This is a genomic window from Ochrobactrum sp. WV_118_8 (genome assembly GCF_039631535.1).
Taxonomy (GTDB): Bacteria; Pseudomonadota; Alphaproteobacteria; order Rhizobiales; family Rhizobiaceae; genus Brucella; species Brucella anthropi.
Window position 1 is genome coordinate 2,421,734 of sequence record NZ_JBDIUZ010000001.1, and the last position, 12,973, is coordinate 2,434,706.

Below are 12,973 nucleotides of genomic sequence, written 5' to 3' on the forward strand. Positions count from 1 at the left end.
GAAACGCCATAAGACGCCAATTTACGGCTCGTGTTATTAATATGACTATTTTGCCGTAATCCGCTTTGTCAAGCAAGCAGACGCCCCCACCGGGGCAGTTCGCGAGCCCTGCCCCTCTCGCACGAATACAAGCCTTTGTTTTATATATATAAATAGCAATATTGCGCGTTTGTCGCACCGGCATTTTATTGGGAAACGTCGAAAGGCTCTTGCCATAAAGTAATATTATATGCTTCATAAATGCGAAGGCCGGGAGGGCCTTATTGGGAGGAACCATCATGAAACGCACATTGACGGCCCTGACGGCCGCATTTTCTTTTGCCCTGATTTCGAGCGCATCTGCTGCATCGCTGACGGTTGGCTTTTCGCAGATCGGTTCGGAATCGGGCTGGCGTGCTGCAGAAACGGCCCTGACCAAGCAGGAAGCCGAAAAACGCGGCTATACGCTCAAGTTCGCCGATGCACAGCAGAAGCAGGAAAACCAGATCAAGGCCGTTCGTGGCTTCATCGCTCAAGGGGTTGATGCAATCCTGATCGCACCGGTGGTCTCCACAGGTTGGGACGCCGTTCTGAAGGAAGCCAAGGAAGCCGAAATTCCGGTCGTCCTGCTCGACCGCCAGATCGATTCTCCGGAAGACCTTTATCTGACCGCCGTAACCTCCGATCAGGTTCATGAAGGCAAGGTGGCCGGTGACTGGCTGGTGAAGGATGTGGGCGACAAGCCGTGCAATGTGGTCGAGCTTCAGGGCACCACCGGTTCCTCGCCCGCCATCAACCGCAAGAAGGGTTTTGAAGACGCCATCAAAGGTCATGACAACATCAAGATTTCCCGCTCGCAGACGGGCGACTTCACCCGCACAAAGGGCAAGGAAGTCATGGAAAGCTTCATCAAGGCCGAAGGCGGCGGCAAGAATATCTGCGCCGTCTATGCCCATAATGACGACATGGCTGTCGGCGCCATTCAGGCAATCAAGGAAGCTGGCTTGAAGCCGGGCACGGAAATCAAGATCGTGTCGATCGACTCCGTGCCGGACATCTTCCAGGCCATGGCGAACGGCGAAGCCAACGCGACCGTCGAACTGACGCCGAACATGGCAGGCCCGGCCTTCGACGCGATTGAAGCCTTCAAGGACAAGGGCACCGTTCCGCCGAAGTGGATCCAGACGGAATCGAAGCTCTACACGCAGGCTGACGATCCGAAGGCCGTCTACGAAGCCAAGAAGGGTCTCGGTTACTGATCCTCTCGTCCTCGGGCCGCGTTTGTCGCGGCCCGGAATGACCTTTGCAAAATGCAATGGAAGACTGCCATGGCTGCAAAAGACGCTCCATCGGCGGCCGCTATGCCGCTTCTTGAAGCCCGTTCGATCACCAAATCCTTTCTGGGCGTGACCGCGCTCGACCATGTCGATTTCACGCTCAACCGCGGGGAAATCCATGCATTGCTCGGCGAAAACGGCGCGGGTAAATCCACGCTTATCAAGATATTGACCGGCGCTTACCACGGCTTCGGTGGTTCGATCCTGCTTGAGGGCCAGCCGATTGCGCCTGCCTCCGTGGCAGAGGCGCAGACATTTGGCATCGGCACGGTCTATCAGGAGGTCAACCTTCTCGAAAATCTGACGGTAGCAGAAAACCTGTTTCTGGGACGCCAGCCGAAACGTTTCGGACTGGTCGACCGGGGCCGGATGGAAAAAGATGCGACGAACCTTCTTTCCCGCTATGGCCTCACCATCGATGTCGGCGTGCCTCTGTCCGCCTATTCAGTCGCCATCCGCCAGATCATCGCGATTGCACGTGCCGTCGATCTCTCGGGCAAGGTGCTCGTCCTTGACGAACCGACCGCCAGTCTCGATGCACGCGAAGTCGAAATGCTGTTCGGCGTGCTGCGCCAGTTGAAGGCAGAAGGCCTCGGCATCATCGTCATCACCCATTTTCTGGATCAGGTCTACGCCATCGCCGATTGCGCCACCGTATTGCGCAACGGACGGCTGGTCGGCAGCCGCAACCTGTCGGAACTGCCGCGCACCGATCTCATTTCCATGATGCTCGGCCACCAGCTGCAGGAGACTGTGCGCCGCCAGCTGACCGAGGAAGTAAGCCGCGACACGATTGCCCCGATCCGTTTTGCAGGCTTCGGCAGACAAGGCAGCGTTGCGCCGTTCGATCTCTCGATCCAGCCGGGAGAAGCCGTTGGCATTGCCGGGCTGCTTGGTTCCGGCCGCACCGAAACCGCGCTGTTGATGTTCGGTGTCGATCAGACCGATAGCGGCACCTTGACCGTCGACGGCAAGGAAACGAGGCTCCCCTCGCCCGTTGCGGCCATTGCGGAACGCTTCGCCTTCTGCCCGGAAGAACGCAAGACCGACGGCATTATCGGCGATTTCTCGATGGCGGAAAACATCGCGCTGGCGGTTCAGGCGAAGCGCGGCTGGTCCAGACCGATTTCATCGCGCGAGAAGACGGCGCTTGCGCAGCGTTACATCAAGGCGCTCGATATTCGCCCGCCCGATCCTGACAAGCCGATCAAGTTCCTGTCCGGCGGCAACCAGCAGAAAGCCATACTGGCACGCTGGCTTGCCACCGACCCACGCCTGCTGATCCTCGATGAGCCGACGCGCGGCATCGATATCGGCGCCCATGCTGAAATCCTGAAGCTCATCGGCGAACTTTGCGCTGAAGGCATGTCGCTGGTCATCATCTCGTCGGAATTCGAGGAGCTTGCCGCCGTTGCCAATCGCGTCATCGTCCTGTCCGACCGTCGCCATGTGGCGGAACTGAAGGGCGAGGAAATCACTGCCGACAATATCGTGCGTGCAATCGCTGAGACCGGAAGCGAAAAGGAAGCTGCAGCATGATTGCCCGCATGACCAGAAAACTCAAAAGACTGGCGCCGCAACTGGCCGCCCTTGTGCTCATTCTGGTGGCGAACACCGTCATCGCGCCTGGCTTTCTCGACATCTCGTTCCAGAACGGACGGCTTTATGGAAGCCTGATCGATATTCTGGTGCGCGCCGCACCCGTCGCCATTCTGGCTGTCGGCATGACACTGGTGATCGCAACGCGCGGCATCGATCTGTCAGTCGGTGCCGTCATGGCGATCAGCGGTGCTTTTGCCGCCTCACTCATCGTCGCGGGCTATCCACTTGCAATCGTCATTCCGGCAGCGCTTGGCGTCGGCCTTCTGTGTGGCTTGTGGAACGGCTTTCTGGTTGCGGTCTTCGATATCCAGCCGATCATCGCGACGCTTATCCTTATGGTGGCAGGTCGCGGCATCGCACAGCTTATCACCGAAGGCGCGATCCTGACCTTCAACAATGATTCCTTTGCGGCGCTTGGCTCCGGCTCCTTCCTCGGCGTGCCTGTTCCAGTCCTGATATGGATTCTGGCCGGTCTGGTCGTGGGCCTCGCAGTGCGTACCAGTGCGCTTGGCTTCCTGATCGAGGCGACCGGCATCAACCGTCGCGCAGCGATGCTGGCGGGGGTCAAGGCACGCTTTCTCCTGTTCAGCGTCTATGCGGTTTCCGGCGTCGGCGCTGCCCTTGCAGGGCTTATCGCGGCGGCGGATATTCGCGGCGCAGATGCCAACAATGCCGGGCTGTGGCTTGAACTCGACGCGATTCTGGCGGTCGTCATCGGCGGCACCTCGCTTAATGGCGGGCGTTTCTCGATCATGGCCTCGCTGCTCGGCGCGCTCATCATCCAGTCGATCAACACAGGCATTCTGATGGCGGGCTTTCCGCCGGAATTCAACCTCATCATCAAGGCCGTCATCATCGTGATCGTGCTCACCTTCCAGTCGCCGGCCATTGTCCAGCTCATTACCTTCCTACGCTCGGAACGCAAGGGCAATGGAGCCAATCCGGTCCGTCAAAGCCAGCAGGGAGCACGGCAATGAGAGCACTGCGCAATCTGCCCTTCCTGACGACGGTTGCAATCTTCCTGCTCGCCTATGCGATCTGCATCGTCCAGTTTCCGAACATGCTGTCGACACGGGTAATCGGCAATCTTTTGACGGACAACGCCTTCCTCGGCATAGCCGCCGTCGGCATGACATTCGTGATCCTTTCCGGCGGCATCGACCTGTCGGTCGGCTCGGTCATCGCCTTCACCAGCGTTTTCGTTGCCGTGATGGTCGGGCAGCTCGGCGTGCATCCGCTCGTGGCATTCGGCCTCGTTCTTGTGATCGCTGCATTGTTCGGGGCGTGGATGGGCATGATGATCCATTTCTTGCGGATCCCGCCTTTCGTGGCCACACTTGCGGGCATGTTTCTGGCTCGCGGTGCGGCATTCCTCATCTCGACGCAATCCGTGCCCATCGCGCATCCGTTTCTCGATACATTGCAGGGGCTTTATTTCCGCCTGCCGGGCGGCGGCAGGCTGACATTCATCGCCATGCTCATGCTCGCGGTCTTCATCGTTGGCGGCATCATCGCCCATCGCACGCGCTTCGGCGCCAATATCTACGCGCTTGGCGGCAACCAGCAGTCGGCGGAGCTGATGGGCGTTCCGATTGCCCGCACGACAATCGGCATCTATACGATGTCGGGTATCCTTTCCGGCCTCGCCGGGATCGTCTATACGCTTTATACTTCGTCCGGCTATTCGCTCGCGACGGTGGGGGTAGAACTGGATGCCATCGCTTCGGTGGTGATCGGCGGGACATTGCTGACAGGTGGCGCAGGCCTTGTGGCCGGAACATTCGTCGGCATTCTCATACAGGGGCTGATCCAGACATACATTGTATTCGACGGAACGCTGTCTTCCTGGTGGACGAAAATAGCAATCGGTATATTGCTGTTCCTGTTCATTGCTCTGCAACGAGGACTTGCGTGGTTCTCGGATCTAGGGCGCATCCCGAAAAGTGGGAACCGGTTTTCGGGCAAGATGCGCATTGAAACAAATAGCTAGCCAGGCAACGAATGAAGGAGGCCTGAATTGGGATTGCTGGAAACGGCCATAACCGGACGCAAGCGCCATAACAGCCACGCTGTCGTGGTGGGTGAACTGGGCCGCGGCATCGTCGCGGGAACCATTCCTGCAGGGTCCATCCTTCCGGGCGATCATGAATTGTCGCTGCGCTTCGGCGTTTCCCGCACCGTTCTGCGCGAGGCGATGAAAACCCTTGCCGCCAAGCGCCTCATCGAACCCAAGGCCAAGGTCGGCACCCGTGTTCTGGGCCATGCGAGCTGGAATTTCTTCGATCCCGATGTGCTGACATGGCGCTTCGAGGCAGGCTTCGATGAAGTCTTCGTGGACCATCTGGCGGAAATGCGCATGGCACTGGAACCGGCAGCCGCAGCGGCCGCTGCTGAACGCGCCACCAGTGACGAGATTGTCGAGCTTTACGCGCTCGCCGCCAAGTTCGATGATCCGAACCACACGCCGGAGTCCATCGCCAAGGTTGATCTGGAATTCCATCTGGCCATTGCGCGCATGTCCGGCAATCCGTTCATGCGCTCGGTCAGCGGATTGATCGAGGCGGCGCTGGCAATCTCGTTCCAGCTTTCATCACCCGCCTCATCGCGAGAAGGCATTGCCGAATGCGCAGCCAATCACCTGCGCATTGCCCACGCCATTGCGTCGCGTGATCCACAAAAAGCACGACTGGCCATGGAAAGCGTTATCAAGCTCGGCGTCGATCGTATCCGCGATGTGATCTGAGCATTTCCAGCAAAAGTGGGAGCCGGTTTTGCGTTCGGAAATGCGGTAACAAAGAGACAGAGCGGTTCTTACGGTTCTATCATACAAGAACCACTCTGAAGGTTACGATACCTTCAGATCAAACTGCGGCTCGCCGCGCAGCGTATTACTGACCGTGCAGATTTCCTCAGCCATTTCGGCGAGACGATGCTTTTCGTCGTCGGTCAGGTCACCGCCGAAATGGAAGGTGATGTTGAACCGTTCGATACGCGACGGTCCTTCATGCGCCTTGTCGCCCTTCACTTCCACCCGCACATCGGTCAGCTTTTCCCTTAGTTCGAGCTTCGTTGCGGCGATACGAGCGCTCAACGCCATGCAGGCCGCAACCGACGAATAGATGAGATCGAGCGGATTGAAGCCCGCCTGACTGACGCTGGTGACGATTTCAACCACACCGCCGGTCGGCGTGGTGATGACAGGCAGCTTTCCCTGCTGCGTTTCGGCGACGGCGCCCGTCTCGCGGGTTCTGACTTTCAGTTCGCTCATTCTTGAATTCTCCTGTAGTCCACATGCCGTGCCAGCCAGCAGCCGACGGTCATGCCTGTTATCTCGCCTTTGGCGTCACGATGGAAGACAAGTTTCCATTCGCCCGGCGACGGCGCGTCCATCGAGCGCTGCACCGGCAGCAGCCAGACATGCGGTCCTGCCTCATAGAGCGAATACATATCGCTCTTGCCGAGAAATCCTTCAAAGGCCCCGTAAAAAGCGCCGCCCTCATTGACGATCAGAAGATCGGCCTCAAGTTCGTCGCTGCGATAACGTCCAGCAATATCCTGCTTCGCCGCGCCTTTCAGGCGCTGCATCGTCAGGCTCAGATTTTCATCTTCACGCGCCAGATGGATCGTGTCGCCATCGCGGCGGATCGCGGTCATCGCGGAACGCGCCTCGTTCTCGCCTATTACGTCCATGATTTCCGGGCCGGTGCCGAAACGTGCCTTCATGCGTCCGCGTCCGGCATCTTCAAGGCTCAGCACGAGACCGGTTTCATGGTCGAGCCATGAGCCGAACCATGCGGCATCGGCTTCAACGCGAACCTGTTCCGATGTCCGAACGCCAAGCGCAATATTCATCAGCTTGAAGGCGACGTCGGAAGCTCCGCCTTCAAAATTGAACATGGCGATTGTCGAAAGGCGCTCATCGGCGCAATGCCAGCGCTGGCAGCGCCAGCCGCGCAAAGCCCCGCCATGGCCGGTCAGGCGCTTGCCGCCCGTTTCCTCGAATTTAAGGCCAAGACCGTAAGGCGCTGCTGCACCGTCGCTGAAAGTCTGCGGGCCGCTCAGGCGACGATAGATTCCGCTTTCGTCGTCGCGGGTCGCATCGATCAACTGTTCCCAGGCAATCATGTCGTCCAGCGACGCGCAGATGCCGGCATCGCCCATCCAGTGGATGCGATTGACGGCAGGCAGGAAGCCACGCACCGTGTCGCCCTCATAGCCCGTGCATTCATTGAACTGCGCGGTATCGGGAATAAGTTCTGCGGTCGTCATGCCCGCCGGCTGAAAAATGCGTTCCGACAGAAGTTCGATAAGCGTCCGGCCTGTATGCTGCTCGATCAGATCAGCCAGAATGCGGAAATTGCCGTTGCAGTAGGAATAATGCGTGCCCGGTGCAAAATGCGTGGTCTTCAGGCGGCGCAGCAGGCTTTGTGCCTGTTCGGGCAGAAAGACGCCTTCCGGATCGGCCCCGCACAGAACCGTCAGCGCCCAGTAATCGCGCAGGCCCGACTGGTTGTTGCACAGATCGCGCACGCTGGGACGCTTTTCAGCAAACTTGTCGAGATAGGCGGCAAGCGCATCATCAAGAACTTCCGGCTCGCCGACACTGTCGAGCAGAACGGCGCAGGTGAACTGCTTGCTGACCGAACAGATCGGCATGCACGTTTCGGGCGTCATCGCCTTGCGAGTGGAAAGATCGGCAAAGCCCCATGCATGGCGCAGCACGACCTTGCCATCTTTCAGCACCGCGACCGCGCCACCTGGCCCTTTATAGTGCTGCGGAATGGTGCGAACGAAGGTTTCAAGCGCGGAAAGATCGAATTTTGACATGATGCTCAGGCGACTCAGATGAAAATCAACAGCCGCCACGAGGCATCATTTTGTCCGTTCGATCAAGGCCATGGCCGCATGCGGATTATGCGCCTTATAGCCGCTGATCACATAGAGATAGACATCGCGGGCGATATGGTCCGCAACAGGCGGCGTCACGGTCTTCAACCCTTCGGCGGGTTCTCCCGCTGCTATCGCCTTGGCGCGTGCAGCCCACTGATCGAGATGACTTTCACCATAGCCAAGCGGCTCGCTTTCCTTCGTTCCCATGATGCGAAGATAGGCGAAAGGTGCGGTCATATCGGCGAATTGCGGAAAGTCGCTGTCGCCTGCAATCACCACCGCTACGCCATATTCGCGCAGCAAGGCGATGAAGTCCGGTGAATTGAAACTGTCGTGGCGCACTTCCACCGCATGACGCACATCGCGCCCGTCGACACGCTTCGGCAGAAGCTTCAAAAACGCCTCGAAGTCCACGGGGTCGAACTTCTTCGTTCCCATGAATTGCCAGTTGACCACGCCGAGCTTGTCCTTCAGTTCCATCATGCCGCCGGTCATGAACCGTTCAATGCTCTCACCCGCCTCCGCCAGGACACGGCGATTGGTGGAAAAACGCGGTGCCTTCAGCGAAAACACAAAGCCTTCCGGCGTTTCATCGTGCCATTTGGCGAAGGTCGTGGGTTTCTGCGGACCGTAATAAGTGCTGTTGATCTCGATGGATGTGAGCTTGCTCGATGCATATTCAAGCTGGCGCTTCTTCGACAGTTTTTCAGGATAGAAGCTCTTGTCCCACGGTTCATAGGCCCATCCGCCAATACCGACGCGGATCTTACCCGTGTTTTCCCTGGCCATCGCCATTCCTCCATACCGGTGCATCATGAGTTCATACAGTTTAGTCATGATGTTTAATCTGTATTCGCACCGCTGGCTATGTTCATATCAGCGTGCTTGACTGGGAGGAGAAGCAGGCGGCTGAACGTAAACTTTGCCGCGAGACTGAGGTTTATGCACCTGTCGGCCATTTGGGTGCGTCTGACCATGAGTTCCCGTTCCCCCAACACATGGATTGTCCCGGTTTTCGGGAGGATCTTTTTGAAAAGAGGCGGAGAAACCGTCCTTGCAAGGCGAGCCGGAATGGCGAGCGAGACATGGTGAGATTGAGGAAATGCATACAATGACGAGCAAACCCAATGCCCGTACCGGAGGCCAGATTTTGGTGGATGCGCTGCGCATCCACGGCACCGACCGGGTCTTCTGCGTCCCCGGCGAGAGCTATCTCGCCGCGCTTGACGCCTTTCATGATTCCAGCGACGCGATTGACCTGATCGTCTGCCGGCAGGAAGGCGGCGCGGCCTATATGGCGGAAGCCTATGGCAAGCTGACCGGCAAGCCGGGCATCTGCTTCGTCACACGCGGTCCCGGCGCAACAAACGCCTCTGTCGGTGTGCATACAGCTTTTCAGGATTCGACACCGATGCTGCTCTTCATCGGTCAGGTCGCCAGCGATCAGGTCGAGCGCGAGGCATTTCAGGAAATCGATTATCGCCGCATGTTCGGCCAGATGGCCAAATGGGTCGTCCAGATCGACGATGCCGCCCGCATTCCGGAACTGGTCAGCCAAGCCTTCCACCGCGCCGTCAACGGTCGCCCCGGCCCGGTCGTGATCGCCCTGCCGGAAGACATGCTGACATCCTATGCCACCGTCAGCGACGCACCAGCCTTTAAACAGGTTCAGATGCATCCAGGTGCCGACCAGTTGCAGGACATGCAAGCGCTTCTTGCAAAGGCCGAACGGCCTCTGGTGATCGTCGGCGGTGGCGGCTGGAATGCGAGAGCCATCAGCGATCTGCGGAAATTTGCCGAGAACATGCACCTGCCCGTCGCGGCATCCTTCCGCTGCCAGGACATGTTCGACAACACTCACCCGCTCTATGCAGGCGAAATGGGAACCTCGATCAGCCCCAAGCTGGCGCAGCGCGTGCGCGATGCCGATCTGCTGATCGTGATCGGTGCCCGCCTCGGCGAAATGACGACGCAGGGCTACGAACTCGTCTCCATTCCGGTGCCAAAACAGAAGCTCGTCCATATCCATCCGGGCGCGGAGGAACTGGGCCGCGTCTATCATGCAGACGTTCCGGTCAATGCTTCCATGCCTGACTTCTGTGCGGCGACGGCAAAGCTTGCGCCGGTTGCTGACCCGCGCTGGAAGGCATGGACCGACAGCGCCAATGCCGATTACCGCGACAACATCAAATCGCCGGTCATCCCCGGTGATGTGCAGATGGGCGAAGTGATGGAGTGGCTGCGCGCGCATCTGCCCGCCGACGCCATCATCACCAATGGCGCGGGCAACTATTCCGCATGGCCGCATCGCTTCTACCAGTACCGCACCTATCGCAGCCAGCTGGCTCCCACCAACGGCTCGATGGGCTATGGCGTACCGGCTGCGGTCGCCGCCAAGCTCACCGCGCCGGAACGCACGGTTGTTGCCTTTGCAGGTGACGGCTGCTTCCTCATGAACGGACAGGAACTGGCAACAGCAGCGCAGTATGGAGCCAATGCCATCTTCATCGTCGTCAATAACGGCATGTATGGCACCATCCGTATGCATCAGGAGCGCACCTATCCGGGCCGCGTTTCAGGCACCGGTCTCGCCAATCCTGACTTCGCAGCGCTTGCCCGCGCCTATGGCCTGCATGGCGAAGTGGTGGAAAAGACGGCTGATTTTGCACCGGCCTTCGAGGCTTGCGAAAAGTCCGGCAAGCCGGGCCTCATCGAAATCCGCATCGATCCGGAAGCGCTTTCACCGAAGATGAGCCTCAGCCAGATGCGCGAGCAGGGTCTGGCCAAGCAGCGATAGACGGACGCCAAATAAAAAAGCACGCTTTCTTCTCGGCCAAGAAGGAAGCGTGCAAAAAGACATTTTCAATCACAACGCCCCCGGCGTATCTATGATCCGGTGCAAGGGGGTGTACCGCACCGATAAAATGCCTTTCGGTCGCCGGAACGAGTGTCCCGGCAATCCCACGATCAGGCCTGCGCTTCTCCACAGACCTGCTGTTTGTCGAGCGCTTCGATCATCAGCTCCACCGCTGACGAGATCGGCGCGACAATCGGAATATCGAAGCCGCCACGCAGTTGTTCCGCAGCTTCCCCCAGCGGCCCACCGCCGATGATGACCGCTTCGGCTCCATCCATGATGCAAAGCCGCACCGCCGCTTCCAGTTCTGTACGCAGACGCGCGCCATCGCGCGCCAGCTTCTCAGGGTCTCCCGGCGTGCAGCGAATACCCGTATAAAGATGCGACAGACCTAGGCTTTCCGCCCGCGCCGCTATTGCATCGGCAAGATCCGGCGTTACCGTCGCAATGCCGAACCGTCGTCCATTCCGTGTTGCCTCGACCATCGAGGCCTCGCAAATGCCGAGAACCGGTACGGCCAGGCTCTCCTGCAGATGCACGACACCGGGATCGCCATAAGCGCTGACAATGACCCCGATGCAGTGTGAATTCTGCCCCCTGCCGATTTCTATGACCTGCGCCGCTGAAGCGTGCAGCTGCTCGTCATTGACGATCATCGAAGGGCTGCGTGTCGCAGTGGCGGCTTCGATCCGAAGCCGCCCGTTCGCCTTCCGCCTGGCAATATCGAGCATCATCCCGCTCGTTGCCTCTGAGCTGTTTGGATTGATCAGCAGGACATAGGGGGATGATGCAGTCATGTTCAGGCCTGTTCTTTAGCAGTTTTTGTGAAATCGACCGTCGGCTCGTCGGCTTCCGCCGGCTGCGTCAGGTCTTCCATGGACCGACCATAGGTTTCCGGCCCAAGCTGGATGCAGAATGCGAAGATGGCATACATCGATGCGGCAAGGCCGAAGACACCGAGCATTCCGTATGTGTCGAACAAGGCACCCGCAATCGTTGGCACGAAGGATCCGGCAGCCGAACCGCTCGCGAGGATGAGTGCCACACCGAAGCCGCGGATACGGGTTGGATAGAGTTCCGGCGCGTAAATCCAGATCGACGTGTTGAGCAACAGGACGAAGAACTGGAACAGCGCTCCGAAGAACAGCACCAGATAGATGTTCGTGCCCAGATAGATGATCGAAAGCGCTGCGGCACAGGCACAGACCGCACCCAGGCTGAGAACTTTCTTGCGCGGAAAGTAATAGCCGAATGCCGATGCTGCAATGGCACCGAGCACGCTGCCGCTCTGGATGATCATGCTGTAAAGAAGGCTGCCCGAAAGCGTGTAGCCCATCGAAACGAAAATCATTGGCATCAGCGTCAGGACGGAAAGTTGTGCGCCGTAGCTCATCAGGATCGCGATCGCCACAGGGACGGTGCGGCCAAGATAAGGCGCCTGGAACAGTTCCCTCCAATTGCCCTTGACTGGCTTGGTGTCACTGTCTTCCGACTTCGACAGATATTCAGTGACTTTCAGGTTCTTGGGTCGGAGTGATCCGGACGCCAGAATGGAAAGTACCTTGTTTGCTTCGTCGATCTTGCCTTGCGAGGCCAGAAAACGCGGTGTTTCCGGCACGTAACGGCGAAAGAAAACAACGAGGAAAGCGGGGATCGCCAGAACGGCGAAGAGCCAGCGCCAGTTGTCGTCGCCCGGAAAGAGCGTGAAAACCAGCAGACCGAAAGCCGGGGCGAGGAAGTTGCCGAAACCGCCTGCGCCGACATTGACGAGACCGGCTGCAGTTCCACGGAACTTCGGCGAACAGAATTCGGCAAGCATCGTAACGGCAGTCGAAATTTCGCCGCCGACACCAAAGCCGACAATGGCGCGTGCGAGACAGAGCCAGCCGAAGCTCGGTGCGAGCGCACAAAGTGCGGAACCGACGGTGAAGAGAAGAAGATTGATCGTCAGCATGACACGGCGGCCGTACCGGTCGCCAAGAATGCCAGACAAGAGACGGCCAATGGCCGCGCTTGCGAAAGTGATGGTATTGAGGAAGCCGATATCGGCGCCCGACAGACCCCATTGTTCGCGAAGGATCGGCCCGACGAGGCCAATCGTGTTCTGCTCGAAACTGTCAAAGAGACAGCCGATCAGGATCAGCGCGAGAATCTGCTTGTGCGCAGTTGTCACGCCGATATTTCCCAATGCATTTTCCATCTGCTTGATGGCCGGTGACGTCGCACCGGATTGTATCATTTGTTCCCCTGCCATAACGGTCCAACTCCCATGATATTAGCCGTATGAAATTATTTTTTCATAATCAAA

The 12,973-nt window shown here is 58.5% G+C and carries 11 protein-coding genes; 6 read left to right on the forward strand and 5 right to left on the reverse strand.

The window, feature by feature from the left end:
• Positions 1-278 precede the first annotated feature (278 nt).
• The 5 genes from ytfQ (at position 279) to ABDF71_RS11730 (ending at position 5,661) form a co-directional block, all read left to right on the forward strand.
• On the forward strand, positions 279-1,238 hold the full coding sequence (ytfQ, locus tag ABDF71_RS11710; protein ID WP_010659486.1) for a galactofuranose ABC transporter, galactofuranose-binding protein YtfQ: 960 nt from the start codon (positions 279-281) through the stop codon (positions 1,236-1,238).
• Positions 1,239-1,307: 69 nt separating this feature from the next.
• A complete protein-coding gene (locus tag ABDF71_RS11715; protein WP_043062248.1) occupies positions 1,308-2,855 on the forward strand; it encodes a sugar ABC transporter ATP-binding protein in 1,548 nt (515 codons plus the stop codon).
• A complete protein-coding gene (locus tag ABDF71_RS11720) occupies positions 2,852-3,895 on the forward strand; it encodes an ABC transporter permease (RefSeq protein WP_010659484.1) in 1,044 nt (347 codons plus the stop codon). The genes ABDF71_RS11715 and ABDF71_RS11720 overlap by 4 nt, the downstream gene beginning before the upstream one ends.
• A complete protein-coding gene (yjfF, locus tag ABDF71_RS11725; protein WP_029929273.1) occupies positions 3,892-4,908 on the forward strand; it encodes a galactofuranose ABC transporter, permease protein YjfF in 1,017 nt (338 codons plus the stop codon). The genes ABDF71_RS11720 and yjfF overlap by 4 nt, the downstream gene beginning before the upstream one ends.
• Before the next feature lie 27 nt (positions 4,909-4,935).
• Entirely contained in the window at positions 4,936-5,661 is a 726-nt protein-coding gene (locus ABDF71_RS11730; RefSeq protein ID WP_010659482.1) for a FadR/GntR family transcriptional regulator, read from the forward strand.
• Between the two features lie 102 nt (positions 5,662-5,763).
• Here ABDF71_RS11730 and ABDF71_RS11735 read toward each other — a convergent pair whose 3' ends face one another.
• Genes ABDF71_RS11735 through ABDF71_RS11745 form a run of 3 tightly spaced genes read right to left on the reverse strand, consistent with a single transcriptional unit; the run spans position 5,764 to position 8,597 of the window.
• Positions 5,764-6,186, reverse strand: a complete 423-nt coding sequence (locus ABDF71_RS11735) for an OsmC family protein (RefSeq protein ID WP_500061574.1) — start codon at positions 6,184-6,186, stop codon at positions 5,764-5,766.
• On the reverse strand, positions 6,183-7,745 hold the full coding sequence (locus ABDF71_RS11740) for a D-aminopeptidase (RefSeq protein WP_500061575.1): 1,563 nt from the start codon (positions 7,743-7,745) through the stop codon (positions 6,183-6,185). The genes ABDF71_RS11735 and ABDF71_RS11740 overlap by 4 nt, the downstream gene beginning before the upstream one ends.
• 45 nt (positions 7,746-7,790) lie before the next feature.
• Entirely contained in the window at positions 7,791-8,597 is an 807-nt protein-coding gene (locus ABDF71_RS11745; RefSeq protein ID WP_010659479.1) for a DUF72 domain-containing protein, read from the reverse strand.
• Between the two features lie 322 nt (positions 8,598-8,919).
• Between ABDF71_RS11745 and ABDF71_RS11750 the strand changes: the two genes are divergently transcribed.
• Positions 8,920-10,605: a thiamine pyrophosphate-binding protein gene (locus tag ABDF71_RS11750; RefSeq protein ID WP_500061576.1), complete on the forward strand. Its 1,686-nt coding sequence runs from the start codon at positions 8,920-8,922 to the stop codon at positions 10,603-10,605.
• Between the two features lie 170 nt (positions 10,606-10,775).
• Here the strand turns inward: ABDF71_RS11750 and ABDF71_RS11755 are convergent, their stop codons facing one another.
• Entirely contained in the window at positions 10,776-11,462 is a 687-nt protein-coding gene (locus ABDF71_RS11755) for an aspartate/glutamate racemase family protein (RefSeq protein ID WP_151615408.1), read from the reverse strand.
• 2 nt (positions 11,463-11,464) lie between these two features.
• Positions 11,465-12,919: an MFS transporter gene (locus ABDF71_RS11760; protein WP_010659476.1), complete on the reverse strand. Its 1,455-nt coding sequence runs from the start codon at positions 12,917-12,919 to the stop codon at positions 11,465-11,467.
• Between the last annotated feature and the right edge of the window lie 54 nt (positions 12,920-12,973).